Raw genomic sequence first — 22,536 nt, 5'->3', positions numbered from 1 at the left:
TATGAGTCAGATACCCATCATCCTGCTTGCAGCGGGGCAATCCAGCCGCATGGGCGGTACAGACAAATTGCTGCAAATTGTAGACGGCCAACCCTTGTTGCGCCGCGCAGCCAAGATAGCACAACAGGCAGCGCCGGTTATCGTCGCGCTGCCTCCCGCACCTAGCCCACGATATGAGGCTCTGGATGGTTTGGAATTGTGCAGAGTTGAAATTTTAGACGCCAACGAAGGCATGAATGCCAGTCTGCGTGGTGCAATGGCACATGTATCCCCAGATGCCCCAGCCGTTATGATTTTGCTGGCGGATTTACCCGACATCTCGTCGAAGGACCTAGAGGCTGTATTGTCCTCTGTTCGATCCCACCCGGATAAGCTGATTTGGCGCGGTGCTACGAATGCTGGCAAACCTGGTCATCCGGTCATTTTTGACCACAGCCTGTTTGAGAAACTCAAACGACTGAAAGGCGACCAAGGCGCCCAATCAGTTGTACGCGCGTGTGCAGACAACGTGCATTTGCACCTGCTGCCCGCTCAAAATGCTCTGCTGGACCTAGACACGCCTGAGGAGTGGGCCGCGTGGCGTAAAAAACGCACCACCTAAATGTAACACGGCCCGGTCTTTTAAGACCGGGCCGGTACCCAAAACAGGACTACCACTTTTCATCAATCCTAAAAACGCTGCCAAAAACACCCAAAGGCATTTTAGACAATTATGCCGCCGAACCTAAACAAGACCCCCTCGTTAACATGCCGCTTAGCGTTTCCAGTGACTGTGACAAGCCTCAGGCACCCCCTAGTGCCATCGGCTCCCCCTCGCTTGGGCACATTCATCGTCACTCATCCGATGGCTTCAAACAACGTAAAATTCGATTGAAAGAGAAATTTTGCCGATTTCAGAATGGCTTTTCCGCAACATCCAGGAAAACCATTTCCACCTTAAGTTGAGCGCTAAAACTGGCGAATTCACACCAAGTTTAGATTAACCGCAAACCTATCAACATATCTGGCTAATATGCTATTGATTGTTTCCAATAAACGCGCCCAAGACCAAGAAGTCTCACAACCAAAAGACGATCGTTTTGAAGTCAAAAAATTTGACGCGTGATTTGTTAACAAAATTGATTCAATTCAACCCTTTTCGCGATTTGGACCAAATATCGGCAACAATCCACCGATTCGAAGCGAGTGATTCGCGCGATTCCTCCGATCACGACCGATATCCAGCGGAAAGAACCGCCTCTTTGTGGCAAAATTAAGATTTCTTAACGAATTACTCAGGAAACACTCAGAGAGATGGCGCATCTCCTGTCTCAACGCGCGGCCGCAACCGCGTGACATAAACAGGAGAAAAAAATGAGCATCCGCAAATCCTCTCTTCTTTTGCCCGGGACATACAGTTGGGTTGGTGCAGGCGCGCTAAGCGCTGCACTGCTGGCGACCACTGCCCTGCCCTCTCTGGCCGATGAAGCCCTCGCCGATCTGGTGGAAAACGTGTCGCCGTCGGTCGTGACCATCATCGCCGAGCAAAAAGCCGTGCCGATGCCAACGCAGGGACAGAACTTTGATTTTGATCAGCATCCATTCGGTGAGTTCTTCAAACGCTTTGGCACACCCGAAGGCTTCGATGCGCCGCAACGTGGACCTGCGCAGGGACTGGGATCTGGGTTCGTCCTGAACGGCGACGGCTACATCGTCACCAACCACCATGTCGTCGATAACACATCCTCTGTAACCGTGCGGCTGTCAGATGATCGCACCTTTGAGGCCGAAATCGTTGGCACTGATCCACTAACCGATATTGCCGTGCTGAAAATTGACGCGGGCGAGGATCTGCAGGCTGTACAAATGGGCGACAGCGACGAGATCCGTGTTGGCGAAGATGTTGTTGCCATTGGCAATCCATTTGGGCTGCATTCTACCGTTACGACCGGGATCGTGTCAGCCAAAGGACGCAACATCTCGGAAGGACCGTATGCCGAATTCATTCAGACCGACGCTGCCATCAACAAAGGCAATTCGGGCGGTCCGTTGTTCAACATGGACGGTGAAGTGGTCGGCGTGAACTCGGCTATCTACTCGCCCACCGGAGGGTCCGTGGGTCTGGGTTTTGCTGTGACGTCCAACATCGTTGAACATATCGCATCCGACTTGCGCGACGATGGTCAGGTCAGCCGTGGTTGGCTGGGCGTGTCGATCCAGAATATTAGCCCTGAACTTGCGGCGGCCATGGGCATAGACAGCTACACTGGCGCACTGGTGTCAGGCGTAGTCGAAGGCAGCCCAGCCGAAGGCATACTGCAACAAGGCGACGTCATTTTGACCTTCAACGACGAAGCTGTGGATTCCAGCAGCGACCTTCCGATCTTAGTCGGCACAACCAAAGTAGGAACCGACAGCGTTCTTAATGTTCTGCGCGACGGAAAAGAACAACAGCTGGAGTTGACGATTGGCCAACACCAAAGTGCCTCGGCTCAGATCGATAAGTCGGTTGACGAAGCCGTATCGGGCACCGCGTTGGGTGTGACAGTTGCACCGCTGACCGACACGACCCGCGCTGAAGTGGGTGTGGGGAACAATGTCGACGGCGTGATTGTAACCGACCTGCAGCCTGATAGCCCAGCAGCCAAGGCTGGCCTGCAGCGAGGCGATGTGATCGTGAAGCTCGGTGGTCAGGAAACCACAACGCCCGATGCTCTAAAAGCCGCGTTGGACAGCGAAAAGACCGACCCTGCGCTTGTTCTGATAAATCGCGGTGGAAACCAGATCTTCGTTGCGGTGGAAATCGCCTGATCTGACACCCGCGCGCGCCACGTGATGGGGAAATCTGGCGGGCGCCTCCTCGGTGGTTTGAATTGTCCGCAAACCGCTGGGACTGCCGGGTGCGAAACTTCGCACCCGGCAGATTGTTTAGCCAAACCATGTGCTTTGTCCCAATTTTGTGTTTAAATCCCGGTAGAAAGGAACTCGGATCATGAGCCGTCGCCTATTGATCGTCGAAGATGACGAAGACACACGGGATTTCATCGCCAAGGGATTTGGTGAAGAAGGTTATGTCGTCGAAGCGGCCGAGGATGGCCGCGAAGGACTTTACCATGCTACTGACGGTGGATTTGACGCCGTGGTTCTCGATCGGATGCTGCCCGGCCTAGACGGGTTGTCACTGATCAAGTCCATGCGTGCGGCTGGCGTGAAAACTCCGGTTCTTATGCTTACAGCGATGAGTGCCGTTGACGAGCGTGTCAAAGGCCTGCGCGCCGGAGCAGACGACTATCTGGTTAAGCCGTTTTCGTTTCAGGAACTGCATGCACGGATCGAAGCCCTGCTACGCCGCCCACAGGAAGCCGAAGAAAGTCCGACTTTGACCTGCCGTGACCTCGAGATGGATTTGCTGACCCGTAAGGTCACTCGCGATGGGCGTGAGATCACCCTTACCCCGCGTGAATTCCAAATCCTTGAGTTCTTCTTGCGTCGGAAAAACCGCGTGGTTTCACGAACCATGTTGCTTGAGGGCGTATGGGACTATCATTTCGACCCGAATACAAATGTGGTGGATGTGCATATTTCCAAGTTGCGTCGCCAACTGGATGAAGGTGGTGAGCCGCCGTTGATTGAAACCGTCCGGGGTGCCGGCTACATGATATCTGATGGATAACATACGGCTTTCCTTCAACAATTCTCGTACACGACTCGTACTGGCCAGCATGGTTCTCAGCACGCTGCTGACGGCCACTGTGTTGGCGTTAGTCTATGTGACGGCAAACCGCAGTATCGAAGGCGAGACCCGCTCGGTTGTGTCGGCAGAACTAACAGGCCTCGCCGATGAATATGAGCGCCGCGGCCTGTTAGGACTGATGCGCGCTATTGAACGGCGTATCCCCACTGCCTCGGAACGCGACGCCTTGTATCTGCTGACAGACCGGTTCGGCGTAAAGCTAGCCGGAAACCTCAAGCAATGGCCCGAGCATATTGCTGCGGGCAGCGGCTGGGTCGATCTTGAACTACGCCGGGCTGACAATGACCAGCTTGTACCGATTTCTGCGGCCTCGATCCGTCTGACTGGCGGCGAACGGCTTCTGGTCGGTCGCGATGCGTTGGCGCGACAACAATTTGACCGGGTCCTGTTGCGTTCCGTCGGCATCGCGCTGGGAATTGCACTGGCGCTGAGCGTTTTGACCGGCTGGCTGTTCACGCGTCTGGTCTTTTCCCGCTTGTCCGATATCGCCAGCACAGCCGAAAACATAGTCTCGGGCGATCTGTCGCGACGCATGCCGCTGCGTGGAACTGGCGACGAGTTCGATCAGGTATCTGGAACGCTCAACACCATGTTGGATAAAATAGAGGAACTGGTCAGCAATCTTCGTACCACATCGAACTCAATCGCGCATGATCTGCGCTCGCCACTGTCGCGCCTGAAACAAAGGGTTGAAACACTATCCGACCCTTCGAAATCGGATCAGGAACGCGAGATAGATATCGCGCGGGCGAGTGCAGAGATCGACCACGTGCTTCGGGTTTTGGGACAACTAACCGAAATTTCACGCGCCGAAGCGGGCGTAGGACGGGATCAGTTCGAACCCGTAGACCTGCAACAGCTGGTGGCAGACGTGGTCGAACTTTATGACCCAGTTGCAATCGATCAGGGAATTCGGCTGGAGGTTCAAGGCACAGCGCCGCCTATTCCAGGGCACCGCCCGCTGTTGTCTCAAGCGCTTTCAAACCTGCTGGAAAACGCGATGCGTTATGCACCGCACGACACGACGATCACGATCAGTTTGTCCGAGGACGGCCCCTATACCAGCCTCAGCGTGCGCGATCAGGGTCCAGGAGTTCCGCAAGAAGACCTGTCGCAGCTTCAAATGCCGTTTGTAACGCTTGACCCGGCCCGCACCGAACGCAATGCAGGGCTGGGTTTAGCTCTAGTGGCTGCGATCTCACATATGCACGGGGGCGGATTTGAGGCCCGCAACTGTGATCCGGGCCTGGAAGCGGTGATTAAATTGGCACGCAAGCCCTAAGCAGGCACGCCGTTGATCGCCATCGTCTTGTTTTTATAACGTTTATCGGCGGTTACATCAGGTCCGAACCAAGCAGGCGGCGTATAAGCCTGCGCCTCGGCTTCACTCTGAAACTCTACCTCAACCAAGCGTAACGGTGCTAAGTCACCCGAAAACAAATCCAATTCAAACACACGACCGTCTGGCAATCGCCCGGTGTAGCGTTCCTTTTCAACGCGGCGCCCGTCGGTTTCGGGCCAAAATACTTCGAATTGCTCTGACGTTATCTCGGCCTCACGCTCGACCCGCACCATCGCACCACTGCCCTTGAGGGTCAGGAAGAATTTGTCGTTCTTCTGACGCAACCGCAATTCTGTCGAGTCGTCAGGAGCCGTTAGGTAACCCTGACGCACAACAGCCTTCTCAGCGCCACTCAGATCAGGCAACTCTGCAACTAGGAATTTGCGTTCAATTTCCGTGCTCATTTACTTGAAATCACTCCATTTTCCAATTCATTGAAAAGCGCCTGATAGGCGGCGTTTGCCGTGCTTCGGCCAGCATAGGTGCTGACCGGTGATCGGTTTTGCCCCATACGCTCAATATCCGCAGCAAACGGGACTTCTGTTTGCAGAAACCGTTTTTTGTAAAGTTTGCGCATCTTTTCCATCGTTTCCAAATGCAGTGTTTTGCGCCGCTGCACCATCGAGAAGAATGCCTTGAGTTTTTTCTTAGGCAATCCGTGTTCGTCAAAGAAACTTACAAGCTGGTCAAAGGTCCGTTCGGACAAGGTAGTTGGGATAACAGGGACGAGGATCTGATCCGCGGCTTTAAAGATGTTCTCTGACAAGGTCGAAAAATTCGGTGGGCAATCCAAGATGATGACGTCGTAATCGCTGCCCACTGTGGCCAAAGCCTTTTTCAACCGCGAACGCTTATTCCGCATGCGCGAGAGAAAGATGTCGAAGTCACGAAACGTTAGGTTTGCGGGCAATACGTCCAAACCTTCATAGTCGCTCGCACGTATAGACTTGGTAAATCTTGCAACATCCTCGAAGAACCGCGTGTCAGTTAGTTTTTTGGACGGCTTAACCCGGAAATAAAACCCCGATGCGCCCTGCGGATCGAGATCACATAACAGAACTGTTTTACCCGCCTGCGCATAGGCATAAGCCAGATTCACCGAGGTCGCGGTTTTACCCACACCACCCTTGTTGCTGTAGCAGGCAATTATGTTCACTCCTCAATCCTCCTTTTGGTGAAACAGGGTTTTGAACAAGTGCTGAATGTCCGGGCTGTCGAAGTGTTGGAAATTGGCGATGACTCGGTCGCGCTCGGCCTTTTGACGTTGGTCAAGCACTGCGATTAAACCACCAACCGACATTGCAAGCTGAGGGTTCGCATGGTTTTGCATGTTGCTTTGGGACGCGACGAATTCAAACAATGCCTCTTGCTGCACGGAATAATCGTTGAACAGCCCAAGGTTATCCTGAAGCTTTTTTAAAGGCTTGATAAGTTTCTTAAAATCAGATTTGTCGAACAGAGGTGAAAAGAATTCCATCAAATAACGCAGTTTTTTGCAATCAATGCGCAGGTCATGCACAACCTCATCTGAAGTTTCAGGCGTGATGCTGCGCGCCAGTTTGCACACCTTACGATAGCGTTTCCAAATCAACGCACAGGCATAGTTGTATGCACCTCGATCCGCGTTTGGACCGGGTTCCAACCCATTTGCATCCGCGAAAAGTGCCGACAGATCGTTCATTTTTTGATTGTAATCAGCGCTTCGAAACCACCGGGACAGCCTTGCCAATGCGCGGGTTCGCTCTTTGGCAAACTCCAAGAACATAGCTTCGAGGCCTTGATGAAGATTGGCTGGTACCAGACTGAAATAGATGTCTTTTTCCAACAGATAGACATCCAGATCCCGTACCCGCCCCGTGGGTTCCATCAAACTCGAAAATTCACCTTTGAGCACCGCTGTCTGCTCTGGAGAAAACACGCCTTTGAAAAGGCTCAATACCGACCGAACACGCCTCAGAGAAACGCGGTAATCGTGTAGAAACTCAGTGTCGATATCGGCGATGACCCCTGCCTCGTTTTGCCGCGCGACCGAAATAAAAGTGTGAATAATATCCGTCGCCACTTCGATTGAAGGTTCCTGCTTACCCAGTTTGACTTCAGGTTTAGCGTTATACGGAACCGCATCCGTCAACAGGCTTGCAAAAACCAACTCAATGCCTGCCGCGCCATCCGCCATACCCCTTAACGTTGAACAAACTGTATGAAAGGCACGGTCGTAGCCACGCATAGGATTAACGGTCACAAGTGCCACCTGCCCCTCGGCCGTGATCAAGGACAGCACGCTCCCACGCACTTGTGTCTTTTGCAGGTTATCCAGCACAACGAAAGTACTGGTTTCAACGGTACCCGACCCGACACCCATCAGGGCGCGCAACTTAGGGAAATCTGACAACGCTGCGCGGACTGGCCCGTCCGGCAAGTCGTGCACAAAGGCTCCCTTGCCTTTGCATCTTTGGACAGCCATGGGCCCGTCATCCTGTAACAGGCGCAAGGTACCGCCCGATGCGATCAGTACCTGACCTTTCGCCCGCAACGACTGATCATGGCAATCCAGCAAATCAAAGTTCCGAGCGGTTTTACTGGGTTGAAAAACCGCCTTCAGTCCTTTCAACGCACCCGAGAGAGCAGCTTGATCTAGCTTGCCAGAAACAACAAAGAAACCGCTCGTCTGCCCCATCAAGGCCACCCCTTTTTCGGAAGCTTAAAACACTCAGTCATCAGTGTCCTGATGGTCTTTTGAACGCTGGCCCCCTTGGCACTTGCGGGAACATTGAGCGTGTCTAACATCATGCTACCTTCGCTAAGCGATGAGGTCGTTTTAAGTTTGCCGGCTTTTTCACCGGACTCAAAGCTTGTGGACATAGGCGACCTCATGACAGCATGACGTCATGAAATTGCATACTTTGCCTTGAGACAAGGCAAAATTACAGCTGACCCAAAGTCAATTCGACACTGCAGAAACACAAGGCTAAAGGTTGTCCATGTCAGATCCTGTCTCTTCGATCCGCAACCTTGGACCAGCCTTCGAGCAAGCCTGCGCACGTGCGGGTATTTTTACTGCACAGCAACTGCGCGAGATTGGCCCAGATGAGGCCTATGCCCGTGTGGTGCAAGCTGGAACTCGACCACATTTCATTGGTTACTATGTTTTGGTGATGGGCCTGCAAGGTCGCCCTTGGAACGACTGCAAGGGCGAGGAGAAAAAGGCGCTACGCCAGCGGTTTGACAAGATCAAAGCACGGGTGAGCGCCGCGCCCGAGAGCAAATTGATCTCTGACCTCGACGCGATCGGCGTCCGCGTGTCGGCCAATGACTTAAAGCCAGTAAAAAAGGCCGCACCCGATAGCAGGAGCGGCCCATAAATCCAAGCTGACAGCGGTTTAGCCGACCAGTTCGATACCCGAGAAGAAGTAAGCGATCTCAACCGCAGCGGTTTCCGGAGCGTCCGAACCGTGGACCGAGTTTTCGCCAACTGATTCAGCGAACTCGGCGCGGATGGTACCGGGGGCTGCGTCTGCGGGGTTGGTTGCACCCATGACTTCGCGGTTCTTAGCAATGGCGCCTTCGCCTTCCAGAACCTGAACAACAACCGGAGCGGACGACATGAACTCGCACAGCTCGTCATAGAACGGACGCTCGGCGTGTACGTCATAGAACTTGCCAGCCTGAGCTTTGGTCATGTGGATGCGCTTTTGCGCAACGATGCGCAGGCCAGCTTCTTCAAACTTGGCGTTGATTTTGCCAGTCAGGTTGCGGCGGGTTGCATCGGGTTTGATGATCGAGAATGTGCGTTCCAGTGCCATATCGGCCTCTCCTTAACATAAGGCGCGGGATCGCGCCGAAATCCATCGCGCGCCGCGTATCATGGTATTTGCCTTATGAAAAGCACTATGATGCGGTGTGGATCAGATCGTATCAGGCAAAGGGTGTTGTTGGTCGACCCAGCGTACGTAAAGCGCCGCCAGAAGTCCGGCGAAACTGCAAGCACACATCATACTCAGCACCAGAAACGGCCCATTCTCAGGGCTGACCCAAAGCCCTGTCAGCGAGGTCAAAACAGCGCCTAGGGCAACAATCATTGCACCCGACAAACCTGCAGCGCTGCCTGCAAGTTTTGGCCGGACCGACATCAATCCGGCGGTGGCGTTAGCATTGGTCAAGCCATTACCGAATCCAACAAAGATAGCCGCACCGAAGAACACCCATACCGAGCCACTCTCAAATAAAAATAGCAGCAAACCCACCAAAGGCCCTGTTGACGCGATGATGCGCCCGATCAGGATCATGGTGATCAGCTTTGTATGCGCCGCGATCCGCCCCGTGATGAAGTTACCCACCATGAAGCCGCCGGTGATGATACCGATACCAAGTCCCAGCATCGCTGGACTTAGATCGAACCACGCAACCGCAACCAAGGGCGCCCCAGTGATAAAGCTGTAGAACCCCCCGATTGAAAAGGCAGCGCACAAGGCGTAGCCCCAGAATCGGCGGGCGCGAAACAAATGGGGGTATTCGCGCATTTGCGCCGCAAAGATTGACGAGCGGTTGGTGTTCGTCTCTCCCATATCGACCCAGAGCAACAGAAACATCCCGCCCCCCATCATGGAAAAGAGGACGAAACCGGCGCGCCAACCGAACAGGCTGTCGAGCGCACCGCCCAGCATCGGCCCCAGCATTGGGGCCAGCGCCATGGCCATTGCCACGTAACCCAACTTGCTGGCCGCTTCGTTCGCCGGGTACATGTCCCGGATCGCGGCACTGGACAGAACCGGCCCCCCAATCACGGCAGCCTGAAGCAGGCGAAAAGCCAGAAAGGCCCAGATCGACTCGGCCAAAACGCATCCAACAGACGCGGCAAAGAAAATCACCATACATATCAGCAAAATCGGTCTGCGGCCAAACCTGTCGGACAAAGGCCCCATAACCAGTTGAAGTACGGCAGACACCGCCAGATACCCTGCAATCGAGAGGTTCACCACCGCATAGTCGACTTGAAAATCGACTGCCATCCGCGCCATCGACGGCAGGAACATATTCAGCGTCAACACCGACAAAGCCGTCGCAAACACCAAGGTGACCAAAGATGGAGGTGAAGAAGCCGCGCGCATATTTAAACCGTCTAAATCCAACCGGACCAGCGCTAGCACATACACTATGTGTTGAACATGCTAAGCCGCTGGCGGCGCCTGAGATGCTCTGTTATGAGCGGCTCATGTTACGGATCGAAGACATCACTTATGCAGTTGAAGGCCGCCCACTTTTTGATGGCGCCAGCGCCACTATTCCAGACGGCCACAAGGTTGGTCTTGTCGGACGAAATGGCACTGGTAAGACCACTCTGTTCCGCCTGATCCGAGGCGAACTGGCGTTGGAGACGGGAAACATCGTGTTGCCGAAACGCGCGCGGATCGGAGGCGTGGCACAAGAGGTGCCTTCGTCGGATGTCTCACTGATCAACACTGTTTTGGCTGCCGACACAGAGCGTAACGCCTTGATGGCCGAGGCTGACAGCGCAAGCGACCCCACTCGGATTGCCGAGGTTCAAACGCGCCTAGCCGATATAGATGCATGGTCAGCGGAAGCGCGCGCAGCTTCGATCCTAAAAGGCCTTGGGTTTGATGACACAGACCAATTGCGTCCGTGCTCGGATTTTTCGGGCGGCTGGCGGATGCGCGTGGCGTTGGCGGCGGTGCTATTTTCGCAACCCGATTTGTTGCTGTTGGACGAACCAACCAACTATCTGGACCTTGAAGGCGCTCTGTGGCTGGAAAGCTATCTTGCGAAGTATCCGCACACGGTCATCATCATCTCTCACGACCGGGGGCTTCTAAATCGTGCGGTGGGGTCGATCCTGCACTTGGAAGATCGCAAGCTGACCTACTACGCTGTGCCTTATGACAAGTTCGCGGAACGCCGCGCCGAGCGTTTGGCGCAGGCAGAGTCTGAGAATGCCAAGGCGAAGGCACGTATCGCGCACCTACAGAGTTTTGTAGACCGTTTTCGCTATAAGGCATCCAAGGCCGTTCAGGCCCAATCGCGCCTGAAGATGATCGAGCGCATTCAACTCGTCTCGACCCCGCAAGAGGCTGCCTTGCGCGCATTTTCGTTCCCCGAGCCGGAGGAACTTTCACCGCCTATCATCCAGATTGAAGGCGGTGTGACCGGATACGGTGATGTCGAGGTGCTGCGCCGCCTAAACCTGCGCATTGATCAGGACGACCGGATAGCGCTGTTAGGTAAGAACGGTCAGGGCAAATCGACCTTGTCCAAGCTGTTATCCGACCGTCTGCCCTTGATGGCCGGTAAAATGACGCGCAGCAATAAGCTGCGCATCGGCTATTTCGCCCAGCATCAAGTAGACGAACTGCATGTGGACGAAACACCTCTGGACCATCTGCGCCGCCTACGTCCGGAAGAAGCGCCAGGCAAGTGGCGCTCTCGCCTAGCCGGATTCGGGATGAATGCGGACCAAGCGGAAACGCTTGTTGGCCGTCTGTCCGGTGGGCAAAAGGCGCGCTTGTCGCTGTTAGTTGCTACAATTGATGCGCCGCATATGCTGATCCTTGACGAGCCGACCAACCATTTGGACATCGAAAGTCGCGAAGCACTGGTCGAAGCGCTGACTGCCTATTCCGGCGCGGTGGTTCTGGTCAGCCATGACATGCATCTGCTGTCACTGGTTGCCGACCGGCTATGGTTGGTTTCAGACGGCACAGTCAAACCGTTTGACGGCGATCTCGAATCCTACCGAGCCCTATTGCTGGGCCGTGACAAGCCGATCAAAGAAAAACCAAAGGTGACAAAGCCCAAACGCGCCTCACGGGAAATCGTACTGGCGCTGAGGGCAGATCTGCGCAAATGCGAGGACCGGATCGAAAAGTTGACGGACATGCACGAGAAACTCTCAGCCAAACTGGCAGACCCGGCGCTGTATGAGGATGACAAGGTCAACGATCTTGAAACTTGGAACCGTAAATTCGCCGAGGTTGTTGAGGCGATGCAAAAGGCCGAAACACTTTGGGTGGCCGCAGCCGAGCGCCTGGAACAGGCGGAAACGGCATGAACACCCCTGTCGTTGATACCCAAGCGATGATCGCGGGTATGCAACCCGAGATTCAGCCCGGCGAATTCGCGTTCATTGTTCATCCACAAGACAAACCGTGGCCCGAAGGAGCACGCGCCAGCTGTGTCGAACCCGAAGGGGTGTCCCTTATTGTGCCTACAGCTTCAGCTCCTTCGGATGCGGTTGCGATGCGTTGTATTACCCTACGCGTGCATTCTTCGCTTGAAGGTGTTGGTTTAACGGCTGCCGTTTCAGGCGCGCTTGCGAAAGCAAACATCCCTGCAAACATTGTCGCGGGCTTTTTCCACGATCATGTATATGTGCCCTCGGAATTGGCCGAACAGGCAGTCAAGCTTTTGGTACAGCTTCAGGAAAGTGCCGTTAAATGATGGATCTTGCCTTTTTCATCACAGCCTTCACCACGTTGTTCGTGGTGATCGACCCGTTTGGTACTGCGCCGATCTTTGTGGCGATGACGCAGGATATGGATGCCCGCACCCGCCGCATGACGGCCTATCGCACCTGCGCGGTGGCTTCAGGCATCTTGATCGCCTTTGCGGCCTTTGGTGAAGCTGTACTTGGTTTCGTCGGCATCTCGATGGAGGCATTCCGCGTTGCCGGTGGCGCGTTGCTGTTCCTCACGGCGCTGGACATGCTGTTCGAACGTCGCACCAAAAGGCGCGAGGACCGAGCCGAGGAAGAGGAGCACCCCGATCCTTCCGTGTTCCCGTTGGCAATTCCCCTTGTGGCCGGGCCGGGGTCAATTGCTACGATTATCCTGCTGGCTGGTCAGCATCCCGGCATTCTGGGTATTGCTGAGGCCATTTTGGTGATGTTCGCTGTAATGGCTGTGGTCCTGATTTTCTTCCTGTCTGGCGGTCTGATCGCGCGCATTCTGGGCAAGACCGGGCTAAACGTGTTGACACGGCTGCTGGGAATGCTGCTGGCGGCGCTGTCGGTTCAATTCATATTGGACGGTCTCAAGGCCTTTGGTTTTGCGTCGTAAATCCCCATATACCTTTGTAACGAACTGGTAAGGGTAACAGTATGGTCGGCGACGATATTGGACGTTTGGTGTATCTTGTCGTGCTTGGCGCGGCGGTGGTGTTTTGGTTCGTCTCGCAAAACCGCCAATCGCTGAACAAAACCATGCAGCAAGCGATGGCTTGGGTGTTCATTTTCGTTGGTGCCATTGCAGTTGTCGGGTTGTGGGAAGACATCCGCTCGACGGTTGGGCCAGCTCCGCAAATGACGGTTACCGGCGAAACAGTCGAGGTGCCACGCGCTTACGACGGGCACTACTACTTGCCAGTTCTGGTGAACGGAGAGCCGGTTACCTTCCTGGTCGACACCGGCGCCAGCCAGATTGTTCTCAGCGAACAGGACGCCGAGCGCATTGGCATCGATCCCGATCAATTGAACTATTTCGGCCGAGCAGCCACCGCGAACGGCGAAGTCCGCACCGCACCTGTCCGGCTGGATAGCATTGAGCTTGGGCCAATCACAGACCGAGGTATTGCGGCTTGGGTCAACGAAGGCGAGTTGCGTCAATCGCTGTTGGGCATGGACTACTTGCACCGGTTCTCGAATATTCAGTTCACCGATGGCCGCCTGATCCTGTCTCGCTAATGCTGTTGGCTACATTTGCGTATTGAGAACAAAATAAGAACATGCTAAATTTACAGCATGTCCACACACCTTCTTGGCCGCAAACCCGCGCGCATCGCGCCGGGGATTACACTTCATGATGGGATCACCCTGCAACTGGGCCGCGTACACGAAGCCTGCGGCCCTGCCCGGCGCAGCTTTGCCATGTGGTTGGCTGGTCAGACGCAGGGGCCGGTCCTGTGGATATCGCCTACTTGGGAGGCCAGCCAACTGAATCCCGACGGGATGATGCCCTTTGCCGATCCCGCCCGGTTCATCTTCGTCCGCCCCACCCGCGCCGAAGATCTTCTATGGTGCATGGAAGAGGCGCTACGCAGTGGGGCCATTCCGTTGATCATCGGCGATCTGCCCGGCGCGCCGGGGCTGACGCCAGTGCGACGCATGCATTTGGCGGCCGAACAGGGCGGCGCTATGGGGCGGGCTCCGCTGGGTCTACTACTCACGCCCGAAGATGGCGGCGCGCAGGGCGTCGAAACCCGCTGGCACATGGCTGCAAATCATCAGGGTGAGGCCCGCCGCTGGACCCTGACCCGCCGCCGCGCCCGCGCCCTGCCTACGGTCAGTTGGCAAGCGACCCAGACCAAACCACGCGCTGGACTGAACCTGACCCGGATCGAAACCGAAGATGCTTTGGTGTGACACATCACAGAGTTAAGAAATCTTGTGATTGGCAAAGGCCCGGCCCCCATCCTAGCCTTTCTGTATGAACCACTCGATCCAAGAAAGCAGATATTGCTGGTTTCACCTGCCGATCGCGTTCGCCATCGCCACAACGGTAAATATGGGCACATGGGCCATTACCGGCCTTACGCCAATTCGAAAGTGGTTGGTTCAATTAGCCGGCTGTCTCAATATGACCAAAACACTGATCTGGATCACCTTCCTAAATCGGATCAGCACTCTCCTGACGAAAAGGATGTCGAATTTCCTTGCAGTGTTTTTGAGCTGTTCGCACCTACATAGGTCGGAGGTTCTTGAATGCCGCAACTGACCCGACGCGCCCTGTTGGCAGGTCTGGCAACCCTGCCCCTTGCACCTCCGGTTCATGCTGCGATTGTCCCTTATGAATTGGTGCCCCAAGGCACCTCAATTGATTTTACCTTTAATCTTTCTGGACTGACCCAAACTGGAACTATGCCAATACAGGCCGCAAATGTTCAGATAGACCTAAGTGATCTGACCAAAAGCAGCGTGAGCGTCACGCTGAACGCTGCCGACGCTCGAACAAAGTTTCCATTCGCCAGAAATGCAATGCTGGGTTCTGGGGTTCTGGATGTCGCGAATTTTCCAACGATCCACTTTGTATCAACCAAGGTGGAACTTGGTGATGGCGGGCGAATCTCACGTGGAGCCAAAATCACCGGGGACCTCACGCTGCGCGACGTAACACGCCCCATCACCCTACAGGCCGACCTCTTTCGCCCATCCGGCAGTTCAGCAGACAATCTGGACATGCTCTCAATCCACCTGATCGGTGCCCTCAACCGCCATGATTTCGGCGCGTCTGGTTATGCCGATCTGGTACAGGATACCGTCGGGTTGGACATCCAAGCGGAAATCAAAAGGGTCAAATAGGCAAAAAACGACGGCTCAGAGTCGATTAGGTGTGCGCATCCTTGATGCAATTGGGCAATCTGGGCCCATCATGCGCACGATCATTTCATTTGCCGCCCTATTCCTTTCAGTCATTCTGCTGCAGCTGTCCACGGGCGGTGTAGGACCTCTGGATGCCATTTCGGGTCTGACACTCAACTTTACAACCGAACAGATCGGCTTGCTGGGATCGGCACACTTCATCGGGTTCTTCATCGGGTGCTGGTGGGCTCCGCGTCTGATGGGCAGCGTTGGTCACTCCCGCGCCTTTGCCGTTTGCACTGCGTTGGGCGCGATGGGATTAATCGGACATACGCTAACCGAAAACCCCTACATCTGGGCCGCCCTCAGGATTGCGTCGGGCACCTGTGTCGCTGGATGCTACACGGTGATTGAGGCTTGGCTGAACGCAAAGGTCACAAACGAAACCCGCGGACGCGCTATGGGCACGTACCGGCTGGCCGACATGGGTGCATCCCTTTGCGCGCAATTGATTATCGCCGTTTTACCACCCGCTTCGTACGTGTCATACAACTTGCTCGCAATTCTGTGCTGCGCCTCTTTGTTGCCACTTACCCTGACCCGAGCCAGCCAACCGGTTACACCCGAAGCGCCGCGTCTGCGCCCCAAATTGGCCTGGCGCAGTTCCCCCTTGGCTGTGGCTGGCGTAATCGTCGCAGCACTTAGCTCGGCCTCGTTTCGAATGGTTGGCCCGGTCTACGGGCAAGAAGTTGGTCTGGGTGTGGACCAGATCGCCTTCTTCCTGGCCTCATTCGTTCTGGGCGGCGCACTGGCGCAATACCCGTTAGGCTGGCTGGCCGACAAATATGATCGTCGCTGGGTACTGATCTGGCTGTCCGCCGCTGCAGTCCTAAGCTGCGGAGTAACGATGGCAGCAAGCGGGTCTGGCACGTTGGGCGTTATGCTGGCTGCCGGATTCTTCGGCCTGACGACGTTCCCGATCTTTTCATTGTCATCGGCACACGCAAATGACTTTGCCACCACCGAGGAACGAGTTGAACTGTCTGCGGCGCTTATGTTCTGGTACGCGCTTGGGGCGATTGCCTCGCCCTACATTTCATCGACACTGATCCAGCAATTCGGCCCCGGCGCACTGTTCGCCTTTGTGGCCGTTGGGCATATCGGCCTGATCGTCTTTGGCCTTGCCAGGATGCGGTCGCGCCCAACGCCCGAAGAGCGTACGAACTATGTGTATGCGCCTCGGACCTCGTTTACCATTGGCCGATTGTTAAAACGGTCGCGCGAAGACTAAAAAAAGGGGCCGGGAAACCCCGGCCCTTTAATTTATTGCTGCGTGGGAGATGTTTCTTCCTCTAGCACCTCAACGGTGCCCACGGGCTCTGACGTCGGTTCCAGCGCGCCGTTGACGACACCCCCAACGCCATTCTCCATCGACAGGCCCAGTTCCTCGCCCAGCTTTTTCAGCGCGGGCATTTGAACGGCCATGCCCATTATCGAATCCAGCGCCTGATTGACCACTGGCTTGTCACCATTGGCAACACCACCGCCATTGGCAGCACCGATCCCGCCAACCTGGTGGATTTTGATCGAGTCGATCTTTTCGGCCGGCTTAACCATTTCCGAGATGATCGACGGCATGGTTTCAATCCGCGCCATATCGACCTTCATACGGATCTGTTCCGCAGACAGGGCGTTGTCGGCCTCGACAATCGCACGCTTACCTTCGGCTTCGGCCAGCATGTCGTTCTTCTTGGCCTCGGCCCGAATATTCAGTGCATCCGCCTCTGCCTGGGCTTCTTCACGACGCGCTTCGGCACGGTCGGCAGCTGCCTCTTTCTCGGCCTGTGCGGCCAGACGGATCGCGGTTGCCTGACGCTCAGCCTCTCGGGTGGCTTCGATCAGCGCGATTTGCTTCTGACGCTCGGCCTCGGCCACTTCACGGGCGGTTGCCACGGCTTCGGTCGCCTTTGTCGCCTCAGCCCGAGCTAGGTCAGCGGACGCTCGGGCGCGGCTTTCCTCTTCGGATTTCTGCGCGATGATGATCTGACGCTCCTGTTCAGCAACTTCCAGTTCACGCTCCTTCGAAATTTCGGCCTCGCGGATTTTCCGTTCGCGCTCAATGTCCGCGGCGCGGATGGCTTCCTCACGTGCGATACGGGCGCGTTCGGTTTCACGGACCGAGTCCTCGGTCCGGGCAGCAATCTCTGCCTCTTGCGCCACACGCAACGTTTCGACCTGTTGCGTCTGCTCGATGCGCGCTTGCTCTTCATCCTTTTCGATCAACAGCTTCTGACGCTGCGCTTCCATTGCAGCACGACGCACCTCGACCTCAGCGTCCGCATCAATCTGCGCGCGTTCTTTCTTTGAGGTCGCAATAACCTCAGCCAGCTTGCGCATACCAACAGCGTTAAACGCGTTGTTCTCGTCCAGAGCTTCAAATGGCGTCTGGTCCAGCGCGGTCAACGAGACGGATTCCAGCGAAAGGCCGTTCTTTAGCAGATCTTCAGACACAGCGTTCTGCACCTCTTGTACAAAGTCAGCGCGATTTTCATGCAGGCCGTCCATCGTCATCTGAGCGGCAACGGCGCGCAGACCGTCGATCAGTTTACCTTCGATCATCTCGCGCAATTGCTCGACATCGAAGGTGCGATCACCCAGCGTTTGAGCTGCTCGAGCGATACCCTCTTCGGTAGCCATAACCGAGACATAGAACTCGACGCCCACGTCCACGCGCATCCGGTCTTTGGTAATCAGAGCTGCCTCACCGCTGCGCTGCACTTCAAGGCGCAGGGTCTTCATGTTGACGGGGCTGACCTCGTGCAACAGCGGTACGATAATGACGCCACCATCCATAATGACCTTTTTACCGCCAGCTCCAGTTTTCACCAGACTGATCTCTCGGGTCGCGCGGCGGTAAAGCCTGCCGAGCACAAGACCTATGAAGAGTAGTACCGCTAGAATAGTCACAACTGTGACGGCCAGGAATGTAAGCTCCATGCAAAATCCTCCGGATTGGGGTTTGAAAATTGGTTAGTGTTTTCGGTTATTCCGACAGTCCGACCAGAACGAACTGGTTTCGTCGTCGGTCGCGCAGCACCAGAACCTCGGTTCCTTGCTTTAGCGCATCCTTGTCCTGCAGCGGTTCAGCGCGCAGGTAGTGCGAGTTTCCATAGCGATCAGTCACGCGAACCTCGGCCGGACGGCCTCGTGACGCAGTGCCTTGCGTGATCACTCCCCGACGGCGGGCCAGCATCCGTTCGGACATAGCTTCGCTTTCTGTTTTAGGTAACAGGCGAGCGAATACAGTGCCAAAGCCGCGCGCGAACCATATCCCAAAGGCTCCGGCCGGAATTGCTACCATCCAACTTGGCAGGTCAAAACCCAGAAGATCACGCAGCGCCAGTTGCAGACCCATACCACTGAGGCCAAATCCTGCCAGCAGAACCGCGATCCAGATCATGAACGGCACTTTGCCGATACCAAGCCACGCCAATGGTCCCGCAGGGGCCGCACCGGGCGCGTCCACCTCGACCTCGGCCAGTTCGAATTCGCCCAGATCCACATCCGCGTCGATATCCAGTTCAAAATCGCCGATGTCCAGATCCGGGGCATCAACTATGTCCAGATCGGCGTCGGCCTCACCTGCCAGCAGACTTCCACCCAGAACCAGCGCGATCAGTTCAAGGCCCAGAAGACCGAACAGAAGCGCAAGCGCCAAGGTAAAGGGCACAAATGCACCCTCTAGTAAAAAGTCAAACATCAGCAGATTGCCCTCGTTATTGTATACTTTTGTATACTGATTAGATGGGTACGCATTACGAAAATTCAAGAGGTTATGATTCTGATTTACAACCTATGGGTAGTGCCACATCCGAGACTTGTTCAATCCACAACATGTCGCGCGCCCTATTTTGACGAACGTACGTGCTTAAAATGACATCCGCGCGAAACCCGGGCTTTTGCTGGCCGGTTACATAAGGTAGACGGGCGCGCAGACAGACACGCGGATACGGAACATGGCTCGGATTCTCATCACCTCAGCGATCCCCTACATTAACGGGATCAAGCACCTCGGCAACCTGATCGGCTCGCAATTGCCTGCCGATCTGTACGCGCGCTACCAGCGTGGCCGGGGGAACGAGGTCATGTTTTTGTGCGCCACGGATGAACATGGCACACCAGCCGAGCTTGCTGCCGCCAAAGCAGGCAAGCCCGTAGCTGAATACTGCGCCGAGATGTATGACGTTCAGGCGGGTATAGCAAATCGCTTTGGCCTCAGCTTTGATCACTTTGGCCGTTCCTCAAGCGAACAAAACAAAAAGCTGACCCAGCATTTTGCAGGTAAATTGGACGAGGCCGGGCTGATCCGTGAGGTCACGGAAAAACAGGTTTATTCCAATGCCGATGGCCGCTTTCTTCCCGACCGCTATATCGAGGGCACCTGCCCCAACTGCGGCTATGAACGCGCGCGCGGTGACCAGTGCGAAAACTGCACCAAGCAGTTGGACCCGACCGACCTGATCGAGCCACGCTCGGCTATCTCGGGTTCTACCGATCTTGAGGTGCGCGAAACCAAGCACCTGTATCTGCGCCAGTCGGCGATGAAAGATCAATTGGATGCGTGGATCGACAGCAAGACCGACTGGCCTATCCTAACCACGTCCATCGCCAAGAAGTGGTTGCATGATGGCGATGGCCTACAGGATCGCGGTATCACCCGCGATCTGGATTGGGGCGTTCCAGTCAAGAAAGGCGATCAAGATTGGCCCGGCATGGAGGGCAAAGTCTTCTACGTCTGGTTTGACGCGCCGATTGAATACATCGCCTGCGCTAAGGAGTGGGCCGATGCGAACGGCAAGACTGACGCCGATTGGGAGCGTTGGTGGCGTACCGATAAAGGCGCCGACGACGTTCGCTATGTTCAGTTTATGGGCAAGGACAACGTGCCCTTTCACACCCTCAGCTTCCCGGCCACCATTCTGGGCTCGGGCGAGCCGTGGAAGATGGTCGACCACCTGAAATCATTCAATTATCTGAACTATGACGGCGGCCAGTTCTCGACCTCTCAGGGTCGTGGCGTCTTCATGGATCAGGCGTTGGAAATCCTGCCCGCCGATTACTGGCGCTGGTGGCTGCTGAGCCATGCCCCCGAAAGCAGCGACAGCGAGTTCACCTGGGAGAACTTCCAACAATCGGTGAACAAGGACCTCGCCGACGTATTGGGCAACTTTGTCAGCCGGATCACCAAATTCTGCCGCTCAAAATTTGGCGAGGCTGTTCCCGAAGGCGGCAGCTATGGCGAGCGTGAACTCACCTTGATCTCAGAACTCACCAAACGCGTCCGCGCCTACGAAGGGCATATGGAGGCGATGGAAGTTCGCAAGTCCGCTCAGGAACTGCGCGCGATCTGGGTTGCGGGCAACGAGTACCTGCAGGCGGCTGCGCCGTGGTCGACATTTAAGGAAGATCCCGAAAAAGCCGCTGCTCAGGTGCGTCTGGGTCTGAACCTGATCCGTCTGTATGCCGTACTCAGCGCCCCCTTCATCCCAGAAACCTCGGCAAAGATGCTGAGCGCGATGAACACCTTGGACACCGGCTGGCCAGACGACGTCGCAGCAGCGCTGGACGCCCTATCAGCCGGTCATGAGTTTACCGTCCCTGATGTATTGTTCGCCAAAATTACCGACGAACAGCGCGAGGACTGGCAGACGCGTTTCGCAGGTTTGCGCGATTGATCTGCCGAATAAACTGGAAACAGGAAACGGGGGCCACTTGGCCCCCGTTTTCGTTTCTCAACACTTTTTCGCAGGCGTGTTGGTCTAAGTCGGCCCAGTAACGAGCAAATTTCCGAGGTTCTTGGAGAGCCAGCACACTCAAGAAGCTTGAGGTGAACTCTCAAAACGGCCATCCTGATCAAGAATTCCGTCGACTCGTCGGGGCAACGTCCTGCCCCAACGCGAAATCTTTAGTATTAACGAGGCGCCCGCCATGTCCCTTGAATTGAAGAACTCTCTATTCCGCTTCGGTAGATCAACCCGAGTGCTTGCCGGTTTGGTCTGTCTGAGCATGGCACATGCCGCGGCCGCGCAGGACCAAAGTGAAGCCCCACCACCAAAGGTGTCGATTGCTGCTGCTTATACCGAAGAAATCACCGAAGAGGCCGTCTTTATCGGGCGCGCTGAGGCCTTGGACAAGGCAGATATCGTAGCGCGCGTTAGCGGGTTTCTTGAAAGTCAAAATGTAGAAGACGGTGCACTGGTTAAACAGGGTGACGTGCTGTTTACCATCGAACCCGATTTGTATGAGGCGACGCTTCAATCCCGAAACGCTGACCTAGACCGGGCTCAAGCCAATTTGGAACTGGCAAAAGTCGACTTGGCGCGGAAAGAAGAACTTTACAGACGCGACGCCACACCGGAATCCGAGCGCGATATCGCGCGGGCCAACGAACTGGTGGCGGAAGCTGAGGTGAAAGCCGCCCAAGCCGCAATACAACAAGCTGAGTTGGACCTTAGCTATACCGAAATTCACGCACCCTTTGATGGCCGTATCGGTCGGGTTGCAATCAGCGTCGGAGATGTGGTGGGGCCGACCAACCCTCCGCTGGTCAATATCGTCAGCGAAGCACCCATCTATGTGAACTTCTCGGTGAACGAAAAGCAATTTACCTCGGTTCTTGAAGCAGTTGGCGAAAATCCTTCATCCCTTGCCGAAAGCGAAAAAAGTCCAAACGTGCACATCACTTTGCCGAATGGCTCGGAACTGGATGAAACCGGTAAAATCGTGTTTGTCGACAACCGTATCGACCCTTTGACCGGCGCCATTCGGATGCGAGCCGAGTTTCCAAACGCTAATCGGCTGATCGTCGACGGAGCTTTCCTGAGCGTTCAAATTGAAGCACTGCAACCCACGCTCGAGGTTCTGATCCCGCAGGCCGCGTTGCAGCGCGATCAGCGCGGCGAGTTTGTCTTGGTCGTCAACGACCAGCAGATGGTTGAGCAGCGCTATATCACCACCGGTGACAACGAAGGCACAGCAGTGATCGTCAAGGACGGTCTTCGTGAAGGGGAAAGCGTCATAGTCGAGGGCCTGCAAAGGGTCCGCCCTGGCGTTGCTGTCGACGCCGTTGTGGCGACTGAGCAGCCGGGAGAATAA

The 22,536-nt window shown here is 55.5% G+C and carries 21 protein-coding genes; 14 read left to right on the top strand and 7 right to left on the bottom strand.

What is annotated here, in order from left to right:
* Position 1 precedes the first annotated feature (1 nt).
* The 4 genes from ACR0L3_RS05020 (at position 2) to ACR0L3_RS05005 (ending at position 5,015) form a co-directional block, all read left to right on the top strand.
* On the top strand, positions 2-601 hold the full coding sequence (locus ACR0L3_RS05020; protein ID WP_480744144.1) for a nucleotidyltransferase family protein: 600 nt from the start codon (positions 2-4) through the stop codon (positions 599-601).
* 752 nt (positions 602-1,353) lie between these two features.
* Entirely contained in the window at positions 1,354-2,790 is a 1,437-nt protein-coding gene (locus ACR0L3_RS05015) for a Do family serine endopeptidase (protein WP_480744142.1), read from the top strand.
* 181 nt (positions 2,791-2,971) lie between these two features.
* Positions 2,972-3,652 (top strand): response regulator transcription factor, encoded by a 681-nt coding sequence (locus ACR0L3_RS05010; protein WP_480744141.1) that lies wholly within the window; start codon positions 2,972-2,974, stop codon positions 3,650-3,652.
* Entirely contained in the window at positions 3,645-5,015 is a 1,371-nt protein-coding gene (locus ACR0L3_RS05005) for a sensor histidine kinase (protein WP_480744140.1), read from the top strand. Before ACR0L3_RS05010 ends, ACR0L3_RS05005 begins: the two co-directional genes overlap by 8 nt.
* Here the strand turns inward: ACR0L3_RS05005 and ACR0L3_RS05000 are convergent.
* Genes ACR0L3_RS05000 through ACR0L3_RS04990 form a run of 3 tightly spaced genes read right to left on the bottom strand, consistent with a single transcriptional unit; the run spans position 5,012 to position 7,752 of the window.
* Positions 5,012-5,479: a CYTH domain-containing protein gene (locus ACR0L3_RS05000; protein ID WP_480744139.1), complete on the bottom strand. Its 468-nt coding sequence runs from the start codon at positions 5,477-5,479 to the stop codon at positions 5,012-5,014. The two genes, ACR0L3_RS05005 and ACR0L3_RS05000, sit on opposite strands and share 4 nt — an antisense overlap.
* On the bottom strand, positions 5,476-6,231 hold the full coding sequence (locus ACR0L3_RS04995) for a ParA family protein (protein ID WP_480744137.1): 756 nt from the start codon (positions 6,229-6,231) through the stop codon (positions 5,476-5,478). Before ACR0L3_RS04995 ends, ACR0L3_RS05000 begins: the two co-directional genes overlap by 4 nt.
* A 3-nt stretch (positions 6,232-6,234) precedes the next feature.
* Complete coding sequence (locus ACR0L3_RS04990; RefSeq protein ID WP_480744135.1) at positions 6,235-7,752, bottom strand: CHAD domain-containing protein; 1,518 nt, start codon at positions 7,750-7,752, stop codon at positions 6,235-6,237.
* 304 nt (positions 7,753-8,056) lie between these two features.
* Between ACR0L3_RS04990 and ACR0L3_RS04985 the strand changes: the two genes are divergently transcribed.
* Positions 8,057-8,437 carry a TfoX/Sxy family protein gene (locus ACR0L3_RS04985; RefSeq protein ID WP_480744134.1) on the top strand — a complete coding sequence of 127 codons (381 nt, stop codon included), beginning with the start codon at positions 8,057-8,059 and terminating at the stop codon, positions 8,435-8,437.
* 18 nt (positions 8,438-8,455) lie between these two features.
* Here the strand turns inward: ACR0L3_RS04985 and ndk are convergent, their stop codons facing one another.
* Both ndk and ACR0L3_RS04975 read right to left on the bottom strand, forming a co-directional pair.
* A complete protein-coding gene (gene ndk / locus ACR0L3_RS04980; RefSeq protein ID WP_008757405.1) occupies positions 8,456-8,878 on the bottom strand; it encodes a nucleoside-diphosphate kinase in 423 nt (140 codons plus the stop codon).
* 102 nt (positions 8,879-8,980) lie between these two features.
* The gene (locus ACR0L3_RS04975; RefSeq protein WP_480744132.1) at positions 8,981-10,183 is read right to left on the bottom strand and encodes a multidrug effflux MFS transporter; all 1,203 of its coding nucleotides are present in this window, start codon (positions 10,181-10,183) and stop codon (positions 8,981-8,983) included.
* Between the two features lie 104 nt (positions 10,184-10,287).
* Here ACR0L3_RS04975 and ACR0L3_RS04970 point away from each other — a divergent pair, with 104 nt between their 5' ends.
* The 7 genes from ACR0L3_RS04970 (at position 10,288) to ACR0L3_RS04940 (ending at position 16,672) form a co-directional block, all read left to right on the top strand.
* Entirely contained in the window at positions 10,288-12,138 is a 1,851-nt protein-coding gene (locus ACR0L3_RS04970) for an ABC-F family ATP-binding cassette domain-containing protein (RefSeq protein WP_480744130.1), read from the top strand.
* The gene (locus tag ACR0L3_RS04965; protein ID WP_480744128.1) at positions 12,135-12,527 is read left to right on the top strand and encodes an ACT domain-containing protein; all 393 of its coding nucleotides are present in this window, start codon (positions 12,135-12,137) and stop codon (positions 12,525-12,527) included. The genes ACR0L3_RS04970 and ACR0L3_RS04965 overlap by 4 nt, the downstream gene beginning before the upstream one ends.
* Positions 12,524-13,144: a MarC family protein gene (locus tag ACR0L3_RS04960; RefSeq protein ID WP_480744127.1), complete on the top strand. Its 621-nt coding sequence runs from the start codon at positions 12,524-12,526 to the stop codon at positions 13,142-13,144. The genes ACR0L3_RS04965 and ACR0L3_RS04960 overlap by 4 nt, the downstream gene beginning before the upstream one ends.
* 41 nt (positions 13,145-13,185) lie before the next feature.
* Entirely contained in the window at positions 13,186-13,767 is a 582-nt protein-coding gene (locus ACR0L3_RS04955) for a retropepsin-like aspartic protease family protein (RefSeq protein WP_480744125.1), read from the top strand.
* 57 nt (positions 13,768-13,824) lie between these two features.
* Positions 13,825-14,445, top strand: a complete 621-nt coding sequence (locus ACR0L3_RS04950; RefSeq protein WP_480744123.1) for an ImuA family protein — start codon at positions 13,825-13,827, stop codon at positions 14,443-14,445.
* 339 nt (positions 14,446-14,784) lie between these two features.
* Positions 14,785-15,381, top strand: a complete 597-nt coding sequence (locus tag ACR0L3_RS04945) for a YceI family protein (RefSeq protein ID WP_480744121.1) — start codon at positions 14,785-14,787, stop codon at positions 15,379-15,381.
* 70 nt (positions 15,382-15,451) lie between these two features.
* A complete protein-coding gene (locus ACR0L3_RS04940) occupies positions 15,452-16,672 on the top strand; it encodes an MFS transporter (RefSeq protein ID WP_480744120.1) in 1,221 nt (406 codons plus the stop codon).
* A gap of 32 nt (positions 16,673-16,704) precedes the next feature.
* Here the strand turns inward: ACR0L3_RS04940 and ACR0L3_RS04935 are convergent, their stop codons facing one another.
* Positions 16,705-18,378: a flotillin family protein gene (locus ACR0L3_RS04935; protein ID WP_480744118.1), complete on the bottom strand. Its 1,674-nt coding sequence runs from the start codon at positions 18,376-18,378 to the stop codon at positions 16,705-16,707.
* A 46-nt stretch (positions 18,379-18,424) separates the two neighbouring features.
* Positions 18,425-19,141 (bottom strand): OB-fold-containig protein, encoded by a 717-nt coding sequence (locus tag ACR0L3_RS04930; RefSeq protein ID WP_480744116.1) that lies wholly within the window; start codon positions 19,139-19,141, stop codon positions 18,425-18,427.
* 256 nt (positions 19,142-19,397) lie between these two features.
* Here ACR0L3_RS04930 and metG point away from each other — a divergent pair, with 256 nt between their 5' ends.
* Together metG and ACR0L3_RS04920 are read left to right on the top strand one after the other, a co-directional pair.
* Positions 19,398-21,116: a methionine--tRNA ligase gene (gene metG, locus ACR0L3_RS04925; RefSeq protein WP_480744115.1), complete on the top strand. Its 1,719-nt coding sequence runs from the start codon at positions 19,398-19,400 to the stop codon at positions 21,114-21,116.
* A 253-nt stretch (positions 21,117-21,369) separates the two neighbouring features.
* Positions 21,370-22,536 (top strand): efflux RND transporter periplasmic adaptor subunit, encoded by a 1,167-nt coding sequence (locus ACR0L3_RS04920; RefSeq protein ID WP_480744113.1) that lies wholly within the window; start codon positions 21,370-21,372, stop codon positions 22,534-22,536.

The sequence above is a fragment of the Ruegeria sp. CK1 genome (assembly GCF_056536545.1).
Note: the sequence above shows the minus strand (reverse complement) of the source record. Positions and strands in the feature narration are given on the sequence as shown.

Bases quoted from the DNA above. Each gene is read 5' to 3' on its own strand.
- ACR0L3_RS05020 (WP_480744144.1), top strand. From the start codon at position 2: ATGAGTCAGATACCCATCATCCTGCTTGCAGCGGGGCAATCCAGCCGC.
- ACR0L3_RS05015 (WP_480744142.1), top strand. From the start codon at position 1,354: ATGAGCATCCGCAAATCCTCTCTTCTTTTGCCCGGGACATACAGTTGG.
- ACR0L3_RS05010 (WP_480744141.1), top strand. From the start codon at position 2,972: ATGAGCCGTCGCCTATTGATCGTCGAAGATGACGAAGACACACGGGAT.
- ACR0L3_RS05005 (WP_480744140.1), top strand. From the start codon at position 3,645: ATGGATAACATACGGCTTTCCTTCAACAATTCTCGTACACGACTCGTA.
- ACR0L3_RS05000 (WP_480744139.1), bottom strand. From the start codon at position 5,479: ATGAGCACGGAAATTGAACGCAAATTCCTAGTTGCAGAGTTGCCTGAT.
- ACR0L3_RS04990 (WP_480744135.1), bottom strand. From the start codon at position 7,752: ATGGGGCAGACGAGCGGTTTCTTTGTTGTTTCTGGCAAGCTAGATCAA.
- ACR0L3_RS04985 (WP_480744134.1), top strand. From the start codon at position 8,057: ATGTCAGATCCTGTCTCTTCGATCCGCAACCTTGGACCAGCCTTCGAG.
- ndk (WP_008757405.1), bottom strand. From the start codon at position 8,878: ATGGCACTGGAACGCACATTCTCGATCATCAAACCCGATGCAACCCGC.
- ACR0L3_RS04975 (WP_480744132.1), bottom strand. From the start codon at position 10,183: ATGCGCGCGGCTTCTTCACCTCCATCTTTGGTCACCTTGGTGTTTGCG.
- ACR0L3_RS04970 (WP_480744130.1), top strand. From the start codon at position 10,288: ATGTTACGGATCGAAGACATCACTTATGCAGTTGAAGGCCGCCCACTT.
- ACR0L3_RS04965 (WP_480744128.1), top strand. From the start codon at position 12,135: ATGAACACCCCTGTCGTTGATACCCAAGCGATGATCGCGGGTATGCAA.
- ACR0L3_RS04960 (WP_480744127.1), top strand. From the start codon at position 12,524: ATGATGGATCTTGCCTTTTTCATCACAGCCTTCACCACGTTGTTCGTG.
- ACR0L3_RS04955 (WP_480744125.1), top strand. From the start codon at position 13,186: ATGGTCGGCGACGATATTGGACGTTTGGTGTATCTTGTCGTGCTTGGC.
- ACR0L3_RS04950 (WP_480744123.1), top strand. From the start codon at position 13,825: ATGTCCACACACCTTCTTGGCCGCAAACCCGCGCGCATCGCGCCGGGG.
- ACR0L3_RS04945 (WP_480744121.1), top strand. From the start codon at position 14,785: ATGCCGCAACTGACCCGACGCGCCCTGTTGGCAGGTCTGGCAACCCTG.
- ACR0L3_RS04940 (WP_480744120.1), top strand. From the start codon at position 15,452: ATGCGCACGATCATTTCATTTGCCGCCCTATTCCTTTCAGTCATTCTG.
- ACR0L3_RS04935 (WP_480744118.1), bottom strand. From the start codon at position 18,378: ATGGAGCTTACATTCCTGGCCGTCACAGTTGTGACTATTCTAGCGGTA.
- ACR0L3_RS04930 (WP_480744116.1), bottom strand. From the start codon at position 19,141: ATGTTTGACTTTTTACTAGAGGGTGCATTTGTGCCCTTTACCTTGGCG.
- metG (WP_480744115.1), top strand. From the start codon at position 19,398: ATGGCTCGGATTCTCATCACCTCAGCGATCCCCTACATTAACGGGATC.
- ACR0L3_RS04920 (WP_480744113.1), top strand. From the start codon at position 21,370: ATGTCCCTTGAATTGAAGAACTCTCTATTCCGCTTCGGTAGATCAACC.